Below are 17,637 nucleotides of genomic sequence, written 5' to 3'. Positions count from 1 at the left end.
GTTTTTTACTTTTCATTTGTTTTCTCTAGTGTTAAAATAAAGATAAGGTGAGCATCATGAAAGCAATTGACCTAAAAGAAATGATTGAAAATAGATTTCCTTGTCAAGTTGGTTTTGTTAAGGCACGTATTTTTGATGAATTAAAAGAGAATTTAGAGAAATATCAAGAAATCAATCATGATTTACAATTATTAGAAAATAATATAGATAAAAGAATCAATCCTTATTTAATAGATAAAGATGTAAAAACAATTATAGTTGTGATTTTTCCTTATCAATCGCATGCAAAAGAGATAGAGAATCAAAGTCATGTGGTATCACGTAGTTCTTGGGGAATTGATTATCATCTTGTAATTAAAGATAAATTAAATGAAATTAAACAAATGATAGATACTAAAAAATGGGTTGTTTTAACTGATAATCATCCATTACATGAACGCCATATTGCTTATTTGGCTGGATTAGGAAACTACGGAAAAAATACTTTGTTAATTAATCCAAAGTATGGGTCTTACTTCTTTATCAGTTTAATATTAACCGATTTAGAATTAAATGATTATGAATATAATAAGCCAGTATATGAGGACATTTGTAAAAACTGCAATCGCTGTTTGAAAGCATGTCCAACACAAGCCATTAGTGAGGATCGATTCATAAATGCTAAACGTTGTATGTCTTATTTAACTCAAAGTAAAACAGAAATTCCGATAAAATTTTTGAAGAAATTCACGAAGTTTAGCTTTGGATGTGATTTTTGCCAAATCTCTTGCGTATATAATAGTAATGTTGACCTTCCGGTTTTATCAGAATTCAAACCATCTGGTAGAGAAATTATTCAGGTGAAGGATTTAGAGAATTTATCTAATCGAAGGTTCAATGAGGAATATAAAACTTTATCTGCTAGTTTTAGGGGTAAAAATGTTCTATTAAGAAATGCAATTTTAGTTTCAGCTAATTCTAAAAATAAAGAAGATTTAAAAAATATAGATCATATAAATGTTAATCAAAATAATTATTTGAAGCAAGCGATAGACTATGCTAAAGATATATTAAATAAAGGAGAGGAATAACATGCCCATTCATGTTGTATTATATAGTCCCGAAATTCCACAAAATACAGGCAATATCATGAGAACTTGTGCAGCAACAAACGCTAAACTACATTTAATTGAACCTTTGGGATTTAGAATGGATGAAAAGTATATTAAACGTTCATCAGCAAGTAATATTGATAACGTTGATTATACTATCTATATAGATTGGGAAGAATTTAAAACCAAAAATAAAGGTGTATATGTCTTTCTAACTAGATATGGCAAAAAACCACCAAGTAATCATGATTTTAGTGATGTTAATGAAAATATATATTTAATATTTGGTCGTGAATCAACAGGGATTCCTAAAATGATTTTGAAAGATTATTTGGATACATGTTATCGATTACCAATGGCCAGTAATATTCGATCACTTAATTTATCAAATACTGTCGCAATAATGGTTTACGAGGTGTTGCGTCAACAAGACTATTTTGGTCTATCTAGAGTAGAAAAGATCAAAGGTGAAAATTTTATTTTTGATTAAAACATTGGTAATACAATGTTTTATATAAATATTATTATAGGGAGGTATTAGCCATGCACACATTAGAAAACGATGTTTTGAAAATATCAATTTCAGAACACGGAGCAGAAGTACAAAGTATCTATAATAAAAGAAATAATAGGGAATATTTATGGCAAGGAGATGAGACTTATTGGAATCGTCGAAGTCCTATTTTATTTCCGATTGTAGGAAAACTAGCCAATAATACCTATTATGTTAAAGGAAAAGATTATCATTTAACGCAACATGGTTTCGCTCGAGATATGAATTTTGAAGTTGTTGAAAAAAGAGGAGATTATGTTAAGTTTAAATTAAAAGCAAATGAACAAACAATGTTATTCTATCCATATAACTTTAAATTAACTGTATCTTATCGATTAGAAGAAAATAAATTAACAACAAAGTTCAAAGTGTATAATAATTCAAGTGAATTAATGTATTTTTCTATAGGAGCTCATCCTGCATTTAATACTAATTTATCAGAGAAAGGGATTGAAGATTACTATTTAGATTTTGAAAAAGAAAAAACATTAAAATCTAAAGTAGTAGATAAAGAAGTCAATCTTATCACAAATGAAGAAACCTTAGTAATGGAAAATCAAGATAAACTGAATTTAAGAAATGCGATGTTTGAAGATAATACATTAATATTTGAAAATATTGACAAAGTCACTTTGAAAAATAATATTAATGATGAAGAAGTTAAATTGACCTGTCATAATTTCCCACTACTAGGTTTATGGACTAGAAAAAAAGAGGATAAATGTCCATATATTTGTATTGAGCCTTGGTATGGTATAGCAGATTATGTAGGAGGTCCAAGAGAAATTAGTGATAAGGCCTATATTCAATCTGTTATCCCAGATGACAAGTTTGTTTCAAAGTATACGATAGAAATTAAATAGATATAAGAAAACCATTGTTTTATAAACGATGGTTTTTTATTAGGTTTCTTTGGGATAATTAATATATTTTACTAAAATAATATGCTATAATTTTGATGAGGTTCGTTATATTGTTCTTATTTTTCATAGCGTAAAAAAGTTATTCAATTAGAGGAGGTATTAATATGTCAATTTTAGTGTGTGGTGGTGCAGGTTATATTGGGTCACATTGTGTTTATGAATTGATTAATAGTGGTTATGATGTAGTTATTGTAGATAATTTACAAACAGGTCATATGGATGCAGTTCATGAAGATGCTAAGTTTTATAAGGGAGACATTCGAGATAAACAATTCTTAAACCAAGTTTTTAAAAAAGAAAATATTGATGCTGTCATTCATTTCGCCGCAAATTCTATAGTAGGTGAAAGTATGACAGATCCTTATAAATATTATGATAATAATGTAGTAGGTACTTTAACACTACTTGATGTGATGAAAGAGATGAAGATTGATAAAATTGTCTTTTCATCAACTGCAGCAGTTTACGGAGAACCAGAAAATATTCCCATTTTAGAAACTGATAAAACAACTCCTACAAATACTTATGGTGAAACCAAACTGACAATGGAAAAAATGTTTAAGTGGTTTGATGTAGCACATCATATTAAATATATATCACTACGTTATTTTAATGTCGCTGGCGCTTATTATACAGGAGAAATAGGAGAGGATCATCATCCTGAAACGCACTTGATTCCACTTGTGTTACAGGTACCTTTAGGTAAACGAGACTATATCAGTATTTTTGGTGAAGATTATGATACACCTGATGGAACATGTATAAGAGATTATATTCACGTTAGTGATTTAAGTAGAGCACATATTCTAGCTTTAGAAAAATTATTGGCAGGTTCTGCTAGTGATATATTTAATCTAGGAAATGGTGAAGGTTTTTCAGTTAAGGAAATAATAGAAGCAGCACGAAATGTAACTGGTCATAAAATTCCTGCTAGAATTGAAAGTAGACGTTCAGGTGATCCTGCTAAGTTAGTTGCTTCAAATAAAAAGGCCAAAGAATGTTTAGGCTGGGAAATAGTTTATAAAAGTGTAGAAGCAATTATAGAGAGTGCTTGGAAATGGCATCAAAACAATCCAAAAGGGTTTAAAAACTAGTATAAAAACATCAGGAATAATATTTTAGAACAATTTGGTGTGATTAAAAATATATAAAGGGACTATGGCATTTAAAACATTTATGTTATTAGTTAGTGAATAGAATAGACTTAATTGGTTAATATAATGATGAACAAATACAATATCTTAATTTAGAAAAATCCATTTTATATGGTTTTTTCTTTTTTTTATATAATTTTTTTGCTTTACTACAAATTAATGTGAAAAACAACAAGATAGATTGTATAGTATATAAGAAGTAACTAATGAAAGAGTGATAACATGAGTGATAAGAAGGTATTAGGAAAATCTTTAGAAGATCTGTTTAAAGAAAATAGATATGATAATATAAGAGGATTTAATTTTAAATCCCCACTCTTTTTAATTCATAAAGAAATAATGGGTAATAAAGAGAAAACTGTTAAAACTCTTGATGGTAAAATTTGACGTCAAAAAAAATCATATTCACCTTTATTTATCAAACAATAAAAGTGAGCTAACTATTTAGAATGCAAGTGTTTTTTAATAAAAATTTTAAAAAATATTTTCTAAATAAATAAGTATGCTAAAAAGAACTCAAGGAACTTTGAGTTTTAGATCTTTGATAATTTAATATGTTAATGATTAGTTACATAAGCTGTATTATATTTCAATATAGAATATATGGTTCTTATAACTTTCTTTCCTACATGGCTTAATGCAACAAAATGGTGTTTACCTTCATTAATCTTTTTTTGATAATATTTAGAGAATTTTTCATCTGAATGAATGATTCTATTAGATACATGATGTATTGCATAACGCATGTATTTTGAGCCTCGTTTTGACATTTTCGAATTACTAGATTCAAATTCACCAGATTGATAAATAGATGGTTCAGCACCAATAAAAGCAACTAGTTTATCTTCACTAGAAAATAATGAAATATCGCCAATACCGGCAATTAATATTGCTCCTGTTGTATATCCAACGCCAGGAATAGAAAGAATTATAGAAAAGTGTTTATCCATTATTTCTTTTATGTAGTTATCGTATTGATCTAGTTGTGAATTTAAAAACTGAATTTTCTCAACAATTAATCGGATTTCAAAAGCATAATATGAAGCATCATCGCCAATAGATTCTTTCGCTAATTGTTTAATTAATTTCGCAGTGGTTAAATAGTGATGGCCCTTAGAATGCTTAAGAAGATTAGATAACGCATCTATACGTGTGTTTTTGATTACAGAAGGAATAGAGTAGGTTTTTAATAATTCTAATGAACAATTTATATATAAGTTACTAAATACAGTTTTATATTCTGGAAAAGCATAGTCAATTAGATTAGATAATTGAATTTTAGTTTGAGAAATCTCTTTAGTTAATCTAATTCTGTGACGTGTTAATGACTTTAGTTCTTCGGCATGGTATAATTTTCTTGTATAGGGTTGGAAGTCTTTCCAATTTCCTTGTAGAAATTTACAGATGGCTTTTGCATCGGTTTTATCTGTTTTAGTTTTACGAACAGATGAAGCTTTCTTAGCCATACTGGTTAAAAGTGGATTAAATAAGTAAACATCAAATTGTTGGTCAAAAAGATAATTCAGTATGTTCTTAGAATAATGCCCTGTAGACTCTAATCCTATACGCACATAATTATCATTAACTAACTCTTTAAAGTCATTAATAACTTTAGAGAGTTTTTTAAAACCCTCAATATCATTAGTAATCGTAAATACATCACAGGGAACTACTCCGTTGTGATCAGTAATAAAGCAATCATGTTTTTTCGAAGCAACATCAATACCTACATAAATCATGATATATAAATCCTCCCATATAAATAGCTATTACTAGTAGCGTGTCACTACAAACTTTATAAATGTAACCTCGCTATTGATAAACAGTCTATTCGCTGTAACTAACTAATTAACATATTAAATAAAGCTGTAGCTATAAACTCACTAAAACAGTCTTATAAGCTGTAAGGTGACAGAAAATAGTCTACTAGTTATTAAATATAATTATAATATAAAAAATGTAGTTACAGCAAATTATGACTGTAATTACATTATACGAGGTGATTAAAATGGGTGTTAGTTGGAAAGGTTCAATATCATTTGGATTAATTTATATTCCTGTGAGTTTATATGTCGCTACACGAAAAGAAAGTATTGGTTTTAATATGCTTCATAAAGATTGCCACATGCGAATCCATTATAAGAAAGTTTGTGATTATTGTGACAAAGAAGTTAAAAGTAATGATATTGTTAAAGGATATAATTATGAAGATGACAAATATGTTATCTTCACAAATGATGATTTAGAAAAAATAAAGACACCAAAAGATAAGAATATTCATATTTTACAATTTGTGGATATAAGTGAAATTGACCCAGTTTTTTATGAGAAAGCTTATTTTATTGTACCAAATGGTGGAGAGAAAGCCTATGAATTATTGAAAAAGGCACTATCTGAAACCAATAAAGTTGGAATTGCTAAGGTCGTCTTTGGGACAAAGGAAACATTAGTTGCTTTGCGTGTTGCTCATGATAAAATGATTCTAAATACATTATATTTTGTTCAGGAGATTAATAGTATTCAAGTTCCCTATATAAATATTGATTTAAATCAAGCGGAAGTTGACTTAGCAAAGCAGTTAATTATGCAAATGGTAGAACCATTTAGTCCAGAAAAGTATCATGATGAATATTTAGAAAAATTAAAAGTAGCCATTGAGCAAAAAATAGAAGGTAAGGAAATATCTGTACCGAAAGAAAAAGAAGAGAAAAACATCATTAACCTAATGGATGCTTTACAAGAAAGTATAAAACAGACAACGCAAACAAGGGTATGACAGACAACGTTTTTGACTGTAGATTAGCAAGACCAATGCTTCTAACAGATGGTGAACCATTTGATTCAATTGATTATATATATGAATTAAAGCTTGATGGAATCCGTTGTTTAGCTTATTTAAATGACAAAACAGATATACGTAATAAACGCAATAAAAATGTTACTTCTCTGTATCCTGAATTAATAGATATTCATAAACAAGTTTCAAAGAGATGTATACTAGATGGTGAATTAATCGTAGTAGTTAATGGTGTTCCTGATTTTTTTGATATACAAAGAAGAAGTTTAATGACTAATGCATTCAAAATTGAATTAGCAAGTAAAAGTAAACCAGTTCACTTTGTCGTATATGATATTATTTATTTTGAAGACCATGAAATTATTGAAAAACCTTTAATAGAAAGAAAAAAACTTTTGAAAGAAGTCGTACAAGAAAATGAAAAAATAGTTATTTCTAGATTTATTGAAGAAAAAGGAATTGATTTTTATCACCTAGTGGAAAAACAGAACCTTGAAGGGATCGTAGCTAAGAAAAAAACAAGTTTATATTATTATGGTAAAAGATCAACTGACTGGGTTAAAGTGAAAAAAATGTTTGATGAAGATTTTGTGATTTGTGGATATGTTAAAGATGAAAACACAGGTGGAATTAAAAGTGTTGTTTTAGGTGCTTATCGAGGGGATAACTTAATTTATCAAGGTCATGTAGCGCTAGGAATATCTAAAGAAGATGCTAAAATAATATTAAAATTTGCGATTAAAAATCCTAGTAATTGTCCTTTTGAAATGGATAAAAGTAAACAAAATGAAATTTGGATAAAACCAGAATTAGTATGTATTGTTAAATATATGATGCGAACACATACAAATTCATTAAGACAACCTGTATTTAAAGGATTAAGAGATGACAAAGCATCTATTGAATGCCAAGTATAAGGATTCAAACAAATGATTATTTGAATCCTTTTTTTATGTTTTCTTTTATTTCTTCTTATATAGCAAAGCCTTCTGTTAGAATAGATGTCATGGAGCTCTAAGAATAGTATAGTAGGTATAGTGAAGCATTAATAATGCAGAAGAATATATTATTAATGCTTCTACATTAAGATCACATCTAAATATTACAGGTTTACCTGTTGTAGTGTGTCGTCATGATTTAAGATTTAATCAAAATAAGGATAATACCATAAGTTAGTCTTTTATTATAAGTATAGTGCTATAAGGTGATCTGTATCACAATAGACCTAAAACAAAGTGTATTTTACATCTGTAAAACCGGGGAGGTTATACAAATGTAAAACTGCATAGATGAATTAAATAAAGAAAGAAATCCTTCGATCAAAATTTATCTAATGTTAGCGTGTCGTCACATTTAGCTAGAATTTTTTGAGTGGTTATAGAACATTGAATGGATTTATTGAATAAAAAAATATAATAAATGTAATATCATATGATATAATTAATATGTCTAAGAAATATTGTATGATACATTTTATATTTTTTAGGGAGTATAAATATAGTGAAGAAAGTTGGTGCTTATAATGAAGGTTCAAGTAGTATCATTTAGTGGAAGAAATAAAGGAAATTGTTCTTCGTTAATGAATCTTATAAGAGACCATTATTCTAATGAAAATGTTTCAACTATTAATGTTAGAGATTTAATCATTCATGAATGTAGTGGTTGTGAATATGAGTGCATGGAAAATGTATGTCCATTTATTAAGGACGATTTATTTTCCTTATTTGAGATCACCAAAGAATTTGATTATTTGATTTGGTTAGTACCTATGTATTGTGGTAACCCTTCATCATTATACTTTAAAGTTAATGAAAGAAGTCAGTGCTATTGGATGAAGGATGAAAAATATTATAACCATTTTGCCAGTAAGTTATTTATTATTGGTATAGGAAATGGAGAAGTTGTTTCTACATTTAAAAATGTTTTATCACTTCCTTTCGAATGCCAAGATATTAATAAACATGTTATGATTTTATCACCTCATGATTATAAACTAAATTCAATTGTAGATTTATTAGTTGATGTTATATCTGTAAAGAATCAAATATTAAAATTTATACCCACAATACCCAGTAAAAAATAATTTATGGTATTATTATTCCGATTATTTTTATGTGCAGTCGATATTAAAAACATTCATATATTGTCCAGTTTACCCATTGGTTAAACTCAATAAAATCATCAATATTGGAAAGAGAAGAAACAAAATCTTATAAAACAATTAAAAATATGCGACAACTACCTTAACATTAAGCGAAAGTAATAGACTTAAATAACAGATAGGATTGATGTTTCAATTAAGAAAAATAATAACAAGATTATTTTACTTAAAACATAATTGTAGTATAATATGAATATATTATGTTTATAACATGATAGTATAGTGTAAATGTTTATGTGAGAAAGATACAATAAAATAAGATGTGAGTCTTCGAAGGAGGATATAATATGAAGAAATTATTTTTAGTTATCACAATAGCTTTAATTTTAACAGGATGTTCAATACCTATTGAAACTGAGGTATCTTCTAACACGACAACAACAGATAATTTGGCTCAATTAAGTGAAGAAGACCTTAATAACATTAAACAACAAATTATGGATGAGTTAAGACAAGAAATACAAAATGAATATTCACAACACTTAACTGAAACTGAAATTATGATTATTAATTCCGTTAAAGCAAATGCTAGAGCTGTTTTAGGCGTATCAAATTTTAAATTAACTGAAGATGTATATAATGAAGCTTCAAGTGGCTCTGGAGTTATTTATAAACACACTTTAGATAAGAATGAATATTATATGATCACAAATGAGCATGTTGTTAAAGATGCTGACAAATTAAGTGTTGTTTTAGCTGATAATACGTATATCGATGCAGAATTAATAGGTGCTGATGCGATAACAGATTTAGCAGTTATAAAATTTACTTCATCAGTTAGTTTTCCTGTGGTAGAAATTGCTGATTCTGATGAACTTCAAATCGGACAATTTGCAATAGCGATTGGAAATCCATTAGGTTATGAATATTATGGTTCTGTAACTTCTGGAATTGTCTCAGGGTTATCAAGAGATATGGCGATTGATTATGATGAAGATCATGTTATTGATTGGTATGCAACGCTTATTCAACACGATGCAGCTATTAGCCCAGGAAATAGTGGTGGTGGATTATTTGATATATCTGGTAAATTAATAGGTATTAATAATATGAAAATTGTGGAGAATACAGTAAGTAATATAGGATTTGCGATTCCATCTAATACTGTGAAATATATTATTAATCAACTTGAATTAAATGGTGAAGTTGAAAGACCATCGTTAGGAATCATTGGTAGTGGTGTAGCGAATATAATTCAAAATAATAATAATATAGAAGCAGGAGTATATGTAGGGGAAATAGTTGAGCTTCCAGAGGGAATTACTACTGGCGTACTGGTTAGTTCGATTGTTGATAACTCAAGTGCTTCTAATAGTGGCTTACAAGAAGGAGATATTATTCTTAAGTATAATGATGTTGAGATCATCACATTTGATGATTTAAGATTACAACTAGCTAACGCTAAAGTTGGCGACCAAGTTACATTAACTGTTTATCGTAATGGAGATTCTATACCAATTACCCTTACATTAAAACAAAGACCAAATGTATAAGAGAGGAAATTATTTCCTCTCTTTTTAAAATAGGGTTACACAATCAGTGATATTCTGTGCATATTTAGAGATATAATTAGAATTATCTTCTTGAAGAGAGTTGATGGTAACACCTGATGTGATAGATGATGAATGAATGTATTGTTCATTACCAATATACATCATGATATGTCCTGGGGTATAAATTAAATCTCCCATTTTTAAATCTTCTTTGTTTATTCTTCTCATATGGTATTGGTTTATTAATTCATTATTTAAAATGGCATCTCGACATATATGCATCTCTGTTAATAAATAACTCATATGACATAAACCACTACAATCAATCCCTAAGATTGTTTTCCCACCCCAACGATATTGACTTCCTAAATACATCATCGCATTGCTAACGAGATTTTTTCTTAAGATATCCTCATTTTGAATTCGATTTAATATATTACGGTATCTAAAACAATCCTTTTTTATGTATCCTTTTTGCTTATTGATTAGTTCTACTGCTTGAAATCCATTTTCTATATCTTCAGGAATAATCTTAATATATGAACCTCTAGGTAAACTTATAATGGGTAAACTTTTAACGTTTGGTTGATCTAAAATATCAACAAAGTGCTTAACTAAGATTCCATTATATTCATGGATATGGTTAATTGGTCGTTTAATAAGAGTAACATCCTCTTTTTTAACATAACCTTTATAATGATAGAAAGATTTAATATAGAAATAGGAGTTTTCTTCATTTAGTATTTCAACAGAAGAACCATATAAAACTTCATCTAATCTCTCACTAGATTTATGAGCTTTATTCCCTAATTTGGCAATTGGTGAAGAAATTAAGCCAAGCATATAATCACCTCTTACTTCATTATATTAATGAAATTAAAGAATAATTAATAAAAATATTTGCATATTTTCAAATATCGTTTATAATAAAGAATGAAATAAACAATATGGAGGAAATAATTATGATTTTTGAACAAGTACAGGCTATTGTAGCTGAGAAACTTAGTTTAGATGTAGATAAGGTTAAATTAGATTCAAATCTACAAGAAGATTTTGGGGCTGATTCATTAGATGCTGTTGAAATTATCATGTCAGTTGAAGATGCATTTGATATTGAAGTAGGGGATGATATTTTAATGAATATTAAAACAGTAAAAGATATTGTCGATTTTATCGAAAAAGTGAAGTAAAAATGAATTACATGAAGTGATTTAAGGTAATTTACTATGATTAGCTTAAGTCACTTTTTTAAATATTTATAAGGCTATTATGTAAAAATAACTAAGATATGGTATACTATATTTATATATTATTTTTTGGAGGAAATAAATGAACTGGAAGAAACAATACAATCATTGGATAGATTATCCAAATCTAGAAAATAATTTGCGAAAACAATTATCTCAAATGACTAGTCAAGCATTAGAAGAGGCATTTTATACAGATTTACAATTTGGAACAGGTGGCATGCGCGGTGAAGTTGGCCCTGGTACAAATCGAATGAACATATATACTATTAGAAAAGCAAATGTTGGATTTGCCCAATATTTATCAAATCATTTTCCAAACAGTCAAGACCGTGGAATTGTAATTGCCTATGATAATCGACATTTTTCAAGTGAATTTGCGATTGAAAGTGCAAAAGTGATGGCCACTTATGGTATTAAAACTTATTTATTTGATGGCATACGACCAACCCCAGAATTATCTTTTGCGGTACGCCATTTAAACGCCATTGGTGGAATTGTTGTGACTGCAAGTCATAATCCACCACAATATAATGGTTATAAAATATATGATGAGAATGGATGTCAATTGGTTCCTCATTTAGCTGATGAAGTCATAAAAAATGTCAATAACATTCAAAATATTTTTTCAATTCACATCGAGGAAGAAAAAGACCTAAGAAACAAAGGGCTAATTGTTACTATAGGGAAAGCGGTTGATGATGCTTATATTGAGAAAGTAAAAGGAATTCAACTTAATAAGGATATGGATAAATCGAATATTAAAATTGTCTTTACTCCACTCCATGGGACGGCAAATATTCCAGCTCAACGAGTTTTATCAGAATGTGGATATTCACAAGTTTATCCTGTCAAAAGTCAATGTGTACCAGATCCTAACTTTTCTACAGTAAAATTTCCTAATCCTGAAGACGGAGATGCCTTTCAACTAGCAATTGAACAAGGTGAATTGGTGGATGCTGATATTTTAATCGCAACAGACCCAGATGCTGACCGCGTTGGATTAGCTGTTAAGAATCATCAAAATGAGTATATATTATTGACTGGTAATCAAACAGGTGCTATTTTACTAAGTTATATATTATCTCAACGAAAACAACAGGGTACATTACCAAATAAAGGTGTTGTTTTTAATACGATTGTAACTTCTAGTTTTGGTGCTGAAATAGCTAAAAAATATGGTCTAGAAGTTGAGTCTACATTAACTGGATTTAAATTCATTGGTGAAAAAGCAAAAGAAATTGAGAATACAGATAAAACATTTGTCTTTGGATACGAAGAATCTTATGGCTATTTAATCGCTGATTTTGTCCGTGATAAGGATTCTATACAGTCAGTATTAATGTGTTGTGAAGCTGCAAATTATTATAAACAACAAAATAAAACTTTATATGATGTATTATTAGAATTGTATGAAGAATATGGTTATTATATAGAATCTCTAGTTAATATTTCTTTAAAAGGAATCGAAGGTCAAGAGAAAATTAAACAAATATTAACTGATTTTAGACAAAATAGACCTGAAAATGTATCTGGTCAAAAAGTTATTGTAGTAGAAGACTATTTAGAAGGAAAACGATATGATACAAATGGTATTTCATTACTTACTTTACCTAAATCAAATGTGATTAAATTTACTTTAGAAGATGGTTCTTGGTTTGTTTTAAGACCATCTGGGACTGAACCAAAACTTAAAATCTATGTTGGTGTCACAAGTGAGGACAAACAAGAAAGTGAAAACAAAAATAATCAGATTAAACAGTATGTTTTAGATCGAATTGAAAAATTAAGTTAAGGAGTATGTTATGGATAGAAATTTAGTTATTAAAAACCGAGATAAATTACTTTCTCAAATGAAAGATAATTCATTACTTGTTTTATTTGCAGGTAAAGCACCTCATAGAAGTGCTGACCAAGCTTATCAATTTACACCTAATCGTAATTTTTATTATGTTACAGGTATAAAACGTGAAGAATTTATTTTACTTATCAGAAAATATAAAGGTAAAACCAATACGCAATTATTCATCACAAAACCAAATCCAGATATTGAAAAATGGACAGGGATTAGAATGCGTGTTGAAGAAGCAAAAGAGGTATCAGGGATTCAAAATATTAGTTTTATTGAGTCATTTCCAACCTTGTTCGAACAAATTACAGGTTCTGGATATTTTGAAAATATTTATTTGGATACTGAATACCATGAAAACACCTTCTTAAATGGTCTATCATTTTCTGAACATATAAATAAACATTATCCACATTTTAAAATATCAAATGCTAATTATATCATTCATGATCTTCGAACAATTAAAGAAAAAGAAGAAATTCAATATATAAAGAAAGCAATTGAGATAACAAAACACGGAATAGAAGCCATTATGAAAAATTCTAGAAGTGGTATTTATGAAAAACAATTAGAGGCTTATTTTGATTTCGAAATAAAATATCATATGGCTGATAGCTGCTCATTTAAAACCATTATGGCAAATGGTAAAAATGCGACCATTTTGCATTATGAAGAAAATGATCATATTTTAGAAGATGGGAATTTAGTCTTATTTGATTTAGGGGCTGAATTCGAGCATTACTGTTCTGATATTACACGTACTATTCCTGTTAATGGAAAATTTACTCCTCGTCAAAAAGAAGTCTATGAAAGTGTCTTAAGAGTCAATGAAGCAATCATTAAGATCATTAAACCAGGTTTAATTTATAAAGATTTCTTAGATACAGCAAAAAACATGTTGGCAGAAGAATGTATTAAGTTAGGATTAATTAAAGATAAAAAAGATGTAGGAAAATACTATTATCATGGTGTGGGTCATTTCTTAGGACTTGATGTACATGATGTTGGAAGAAGAGACTTTTTGGAACGAAAATTTGAACCAGGTATGGTATTAACCGTTGAACCAGGTTTATATATCGCTGAAGAAGGTATTGGCATTAGAATTGAAGATGATGTTCTAGTAACTGAAGATGGATATGAAAACTTATCAAAGGACATTATTAAAAGTGTAGAAGATATTGAAAGGCTTATGAATAGTTAATGTTATATAATGATGTGATATAAATGCTTGAAGTTAGATATATTTATAATTTCAATAACAAACCAGTCAATGAATATACAATTAAAAATGGCAAGTATAGTTTAAGTGTTATTAATATCGGTGCAACGATTACTAAGATGATTGTACCAAATAAAAATGATAAATTAGAAAACATCATCCTAAGGTATTATGATTATAAAGATTATAAACTAAATCCATATCATCTTGGATGTTTGATTGACACTGAGAAATTTACTCATTTAGAGCCTTGTGGTTTAAATTATTACTTTGAATGTACATTTGAAGATAATACGTTAATATTTACATATCGCAATAATGATGACTATATTATTGTAAAGTATTCATTGCTGAATAATATGATATTAATTGAGTATGATACCAATTTTCCTATTAATTTAAGTCATGTAATATTTTTTAACCTATCAGGTAATTTGAAGGAATCTATCTTAAAACATCAATTAGAAATTGGTTCAAAAACCATTGATTTTAAGGAAGACATTTCCTACTTTAGACATTTCTTAAACAAAGATAATGAAACTTTACTAAAACTCAAATTTAAAGATAATGGAATTGGATTTAATTTAGACGCTTTAAACCGTGATATTTATTTGAGTTTTGGGAAATACTTTAATAAAGAGTTCTTTATCAATAAAAAGAATGTTGCAAGGTTGTATTCTGGAATTGGAATTGTTGCTTGTGGAAAAAAACAGAATCAATTTATGAGCATTGAGTTTTTTAAATAAGTGAGATACATAGATATAAATGACAGTGTGTTACTGTCATTTATTATTTAATAGAGGTGTTTAATTTGAAAATATATGAATACGCTAGAAATAGAAATATTAAAAGTAAAGATGTGGTTAAAAAATTACATGAGTTAGGATTTAAACATGTTAAAAATCATTTATCACTGGTTCCTGAAAAATTGATAGATGAATTAGATACAATAGATTTTGAAAAAAAAGTAAAAGAAATAAAAAAAGAATCAAAAACGATTGTTTTAATAGCGATGGAATGTTCCCCTTTTATCTCAAAAGGATTAGGGGATATGGTACAGAATAAAATAAAATTTAATCAATTAAAGGGAAATAAAACAATTGTTATTATGCCTAAATATCATTTTGATAGTCAATTATTAGATGGTGTTCTTGAACTTAATATAAGTGTTAATCATCAAAATAAAATAGGTAAAGTTTATAAAACAACTTATGAACATAGTGATTATTATTTGGTTGATAGTGATTATTTTAATCGTAGTGAAGTATATGGTTATCCAGATGATGCAGAACGTTTTGCTTTTTTAGCGAAAGCATCCATTCAAACGATTAAAAAGCTTGATCAAACCGTTGATGTGATTAATGTTCATGATTGGCCACTGGGTTTGTTTCCACTATTATTTAATGATATTCTAAAAGAAGAATTAAAAGAAACTCAAATTGAATTTTCTGCTTACGGATCTACTTATCAAGGAATCTATGGTTTAGAAGTATTAACAGATATTTATGAGTTAGATCGAAAATATTATGATGACCATACCGTTGAATATGCAAATAGTGTTAATTTTTTAAAAACAGGACTTGTAACAGCTGATAGGATAGATATTAATAAAGTTGCCTTATATGATTTAAAAAATAGTTATTTAAAAGATTTTGTATATGATAATATGTAAAAAAAAGTATCACAATTTTAAAATATACCCTATAGTGTGGACACTTTGAAAAAGAAAGTGTTCCCTCTATAGGGTATTTTTGTATGTTATAATAATTTTAGTGTGTATTAAGGAGAAGAGGATATGAGCATTAATGTATTTAATGAAACAGAAATTGAACTAATAAAAAATAATCCAAATGTTAAGCGTGTGTCAAGTAAATCTATTACTTATACCCTTGAATTCAAGATTGACTTTATGCATGAATATAGAGGCGGAAAATTACCACGTCAAATATTTATTGAACATGGTTTTGATGTTGATATTATAGGGATGAAACGAATAGAACAATGTGCAACTAGATGGAAGAGACTTTATAATGACGGAGGCGTTGTTTCACTTGATGATTCCCGTAAAGATAATCGAGGAAGATATAAGCATGAAATTCAAACCGAAGAACAAGAGATTGAGAAATTAAAGGCTAAAATTGCTTTAATAGAAATGGAAAATGATATGTTAAAAAAGCTCGACGAAAGCGAAAGGAGGAATGGGAAAGAAATAAGAAAAAGTGATAAATTTGAGATGATCAAAAAAGTCATCCATAAATCTAGAAGACCAGGAATACAAGATTATTTATGTAGTGTGGCAGAAGTATCAAGAAGTGGTTACTATAACTACCATTCAGAAAAATCAAAGAAGAATAGAATGAAAAAGGAACAAAATGATAAGAAAAGATTTAAACTCATCAAGGAAGTATTTGAGGTTGGAAAGAAAAAGTATGGTGCTAAACAAATTAAGATGCATTTAAAGGAAAACATGAATTTGAAGTCCATTAGAAGAATTATGAGTAAATATGGTCTAGTATGTAAAATACGTAGACAGGATCCTTATAAGCAGATGTTAAAAGCAGATCAAAACCATAGAGTACACAAGAATCATTTAAATAGAAACTTTGATCAGCAGTCTCCATATAAGGTGTTACTGACTGATATTACGTATATAAGGTATAATAATAGATTCGCATATTTATCTACCATATTAGATGGTAGTACGAAAGAATTAGTTGCTTATAAGGTATCAAATAATCTTAAAATTGACTTTGTATTGGATACAGTTAAAGAATTAGACAATATAAACTTACCCGAAAATGCCATTATACATTCGGACCAAGGAAGTCATTATACAAGTCCTAAATTCTCAAAAGAAGTGAGGTCAAGAAACTTACTTCAATCAATGTCTCGTAGAGGTAACTGTTGGGATAATGCACCTATAGAATCGTTCTTTGGCCATATGAAAGACTATATAGACTTTTCAGAATGTAAAACATTAAAAGATGTAGAACTAAAAATAGATGATTATATGTACTATTACAATCACCAAAGATATCAGTGGAAACTAAATAAGCTGACTCCTATTGAATTCAGGAATCAGCTTAAAGCAGCATAATATAATATATTCTTTTTTTCAATATGTCCTTGACATAGGGTACAGTTTAATTT

Annotated in this window: 17 protein-coding genes; 15 read left to right on the top strand and 2 right to left on the bottom strand. The window is 28.3% G+C overall.

The features are described from left to right. Positions 1–56: 56 nt before the first annotated feature. The 5 genes from queG to KHQ81_10730 all read left to right on the top strand — a co-directional run bounded on the left by queG (position 57) and on the right by KHQ81_10730 (position 4,108). A complete protein-coding gene (gene queG / locus KHQ81_10750) occupies positions 57–1,070 on the top strand; it encodes a tRNA epoxyqueuosine(34) reductase QueG (GenBank protein QVK17331.1) in 1,014 nt (337 codons plus the stop codon). A 1-nt stretch (position 1,071) separates the two neighbouring features. After that, complete coding sequence (locus KHQ81_10745) at positions 1,072–1,581, top strand: tRNA (cytidine(34)-2'-O)-methyltransferase (GenBank protein QVK17330.1); 510 nt, start codon at positions 1,072–1,074, stop codon at positions 1,579–1,581. Between the two features lie 53 nt (positions 1,582–1,634). Next, on the top strand, positions 1,635–2,507 hold the full coding sequence (locus tag KHQ81_10740) for an aldose 1-epimerase family protein (protein QVK17329.1): 873 nt from the start codon (positions 1,635–1,637) through the stop codon (positions 2,505–2,507). 164 nt (positions 2,508–2,671) lie between these two features. Next, positions 2,672–3,661, top strand: coding sequence for a UDP-glucose 4-epimerase GalE (gene galE / locus KHQ81_10735; GenBank protein QVK17328.1), 990 nt, complete (start codon positions 2,672–2,674; stop codon positions 3,659–3,661). A 282-nt stretch (positions 3,662–3,943) separates the two neighbouring features. Continuing rightward, positions 3,944–4,108, top strand: a complete 165-nt coding sequence (locus KHQ81_10730; protein QVK17327.1) for a hypothetical protein — start codon at positions 3,944–3,946, stop codon at positions 4,106–4,108. Between the two features lie 170 nt (positions 4,109–4,278). Here KHQ81_10730 and KHQ81_10725 read toward each other — a convergent pair whose 3' ends face one another. Further along, positions 4,279–5,460, bottom strand: coding sequence for an IS110 family transposase (locus KHQ81_10725; protein QVK17326.1), 1,182 nt, complete (start codon positions 5,458–5,460; stop codon positions 4,279–4,281). A gap of 269 nt (positions 5,461–5,729) precedes the next feature. On the opposite strand from KHQ81_10725, the gene KHQ81_10720 reads away from it, so the two are divergent. From KHQ81_10720 to KHQ81_10705, 4 genes are all read left to right on the top strand, one after another. After that, positions 5,730–6,497, top strand: coding sequence for a Ku protein (locus tag KHQ81_10720; GenBank protein ID QVK17325.1), 768 nt, complete (start codon positions 5,730–5,732; stop codon positions 6,495–6,497). Next, positions 6,494–7,435, top strand: a complete 942-nt coding sequence (locus KHQ81_10715) for an ATP-dependent DNA ligase (protein ID QVK17324.1) — start codon at positions 6,494–6,496, stop codon at positions 7,433–7,435. The genes KHQ81_10720 and KHQ81_10715 overlap by 4 nt, the downstream gene beginning before the upstream one ends. Positions 7,436–8,040: 605 nt before the next feature. Then, positions 8,041–8,601 carry a flavodoxin family protein gene (locus tag KHQ81_10710; GenBank protein ID QVK17323.1) on the top strand — a complete coding sequence of 187 codons (561 nt, stop codon included), beginning with the start codon at positions 8,041–8,043 and terminating at the stop codon, positions 8,599–8,601. Between the two features lie 365 nt (positions 8,602–8,966). After that, positions 8,967–10,172, top strand: coding sequence for a trypsin-like peptidase domain-containing protein (locus KHQ81_10705; GenBank protein QVK17322.1), 1,206 nt, complete (start codon positions 8,967–8,969; stop codon positions 10,170–10,172). Between the two features lie 24 nt (positions 10,173–10,196). On the opposite strand, the gene KHQ81_10700 is transcribed toward KHQ81_10705, so the two are convergent. After that, complete coding sequence (locus KHQ81_10700; protein QVK17321.1) at positions 10,197–11,015, bottom strand: C40 family peptidase; 819 nt, start codon at positions 11,013–11,015, stop codon at positions 10,197–10,199. 119 nt (positions 11,016–11,134) lie between these two features. Here KHQ81_10700 and acpP point away from each other — a divergent pair, with 119 nt between their 5' ends. The 6 genes from acpP to KHQ81_10670 all read left to right on the top strand — a co-directional run bounded on the left by acpP (position 11,135) and on the right by KHQ81_10670 (position 17,584). After that, entirely contained in the window at positions 11,135–11,362 is a 228-nt protein-coding gene (gene acpP / locus KHQ81_10695) for an acyl carrier protein (protein ID QVK17320.1), read from the top strand. Positions 11,363–11,501: 139 nt separating this feature from the next. Continuing rightward, positions 11,502–13,214 carry a phospho-sugar mutase gene (locus KHQ81_10690; GenBank protein QVK17319.1) on the top strand — a complete coding sequence of 571 codons (1,713 nt, stop codon included), beginning with the start codon at positions 11,502–11,504 and terminating at the stop codon, positions 13,212–13,214. Between the two features lie 10 nt (positions 13,215–13,224). Next, entirely contained in the window at positions 13,225–14,469 is a 1,245-nt protein-coding gene (locus KHQ81_10685; GenBank protein ID QVK17318.1) for an aminopeptidase P family protein, read from the top strand. A 23-nt stretch (positions 14,470–14,492) separates the two neighbouring features. Then, on the top strand, positions 14,493–15,233 hold the full coding sequence (locus tag KHQ81_10680) for a hypothetical protein (GenBank protein ID QVK17317.1): 741 nt from the start codon (positions 14,493–14,495) through the stop codon (positions 15,231–15,233). Between the two features lie 65 nt (positions 15,234–15,298). Next, the gene (locus tag KHQ81_10675) at positions 15,299–16,159 is read left to right on the top strand and encodes a translation initiation factor IF-2 N-terminal domain-containing protein (GenBank protein QVK17316.1); all 861 of its coding nucleotides are present in this window, start codon (positions 15,299–15,301) and stop codon (positions 16,157–16,159) included. Between the two features lie 123 nt (positions 16,160–16,282). Next, on the top strand, positions 16,283–17,584 hold the full coding sequence (locus KHQ81_10670) for an IS3 family transposase (protein QVK17315.1): 1,302 nt from the start codon (positions 16,283–16,285) through the stop codon (positions 17,582–17,584). The last annotated feature ends 53 nt before the right edge of the window (positions 17,585–17,637 follow it).

The organism is Mycoplasmatota bacterium (genome assembly GCA_018394295.1).
Taxonomy (GTDB): Bacteria; Bacillota_I; Bacilli_A; order Haloplasmatales; family Haloplasmataceae; genus JAENYC01.
This window is presented reverse-complemented; position numbering and strand designations above follow the sequence as displayed.

What these genes read in the sequence shown, in the direction of transcription:
- KHQ81_10710 (QVK17323.1), top strand. Translation starts at nt 8,041, where the DNA reads ATGAAGGTTCAAGTAGTATCATTTAGTGGAAGAAATAAAGGAAATTGT.
- KHQ81_10740 (QVK17329.1), top strand. Translation starts at nt 1,635, where the DNA reads ATGCACACATTAGAAAACGATGTTTTGAAAATATCAATTTCAGAACAC.
- KHQ81_10680 (QVK17317.1), top strand. Translation starts at nt 14,493, where the DNA reads ATGCTTGAAGTTAGATATATTTATAATTTCAATAACAAACCAGTCAAT.
- KHQ81_10725 (QVK17326.1), bottom strand. Translation starts at nt 5,460, where the DNA reads ATGATTTATGTAGGTATTGATGTTGCTTCGAAAAAACATGATTGCTTT.
- KHQ81_10670 (QVK17315.1), top strand. Translation starts at nt 16,283, where the DNA reads ATGAGCATTAATGTATTTAATGAAACAGAAATTGAACTAATAAAAAAT.
- KHQ81_10705 (QVK17322.1), top strand. Translation starts at nt 8,967, where the DNA reads ATGAAGAAATTATTTTTAGTTATCACAATAGCTTTAATTTTAACAGGA.
- acpP (QVK17320.1), top strand. Translation starts at nt 11,135, where the DNA reads ATGATTTTTGAACAAGTACAGGCTATTGTAGCTGAGAAACTTAGTTTA.
- KHQ81_10745 (QVK17330.1), top strand. Translation starts at nt 1,072, where the DNA reads ATGCCCATTCATGTTGTATTATATAGTCCCGAAATTCCACAAAATACA.
- KHQ81_10700 (QVK17321.1), bottom strand. Translation starts at nt 11,015, where the DNA reads ATGCTTGGCTTAATTTCTTCACCAATTGCCAAATTAGGGAATAAAGCT.
- KHQ81_10715 (QVK17324.1), top strand. Translation starts at nt 6,494, where the DNA reads ATGACAGACAACGTTTTTGACTGTAGATTAGCAAGACCAATGCTTCTA.
- KHQ81_10730 (QVK17327.1), top strand. Translation starts at nt 3,944, where the DNA reads ATGAGTGATAAGAAGGTATTAGGAAAATCTTTAGAAGATCTGTTTAAA.
- KHQ81_10685 (QVK17318.1), top strand. Translation starts at nt 13,225, where the DNA reads ATGGATAGAAATTTAGTTATTAAAAACCGAGATAAATTACTTTCTCAA.
- galE (QVK17328.1), top strand. Translation starts at nt 2,672, where the DNA reads ATGTCAATTTTAGTGTGTGGTGGTGCAGGTTATATTGGGTCACATTGT.
- KHQ81_10690 (QVK17319.1), top strand. Translation starts at nt 11,502, where the DNA reads ATGAACTGGAAGAAACAATACAATCATTGGATAGATTATCCAAATCTA.
- KHQ81_10720 (QVK17325.1), top strand. Translation starts at nt 5,730, where the DNA reads ATGGGTGTTAGTTGGAAAGGTTCAATATCATTTGGATTAATTTATATT.
- queG (QVK17331.1), top strand. Translation starts at nt 57, where the DNA reads ATGAAAGCAATTGACCTAAAAGAAATGATTGAAAATAGATTTCCTTGT.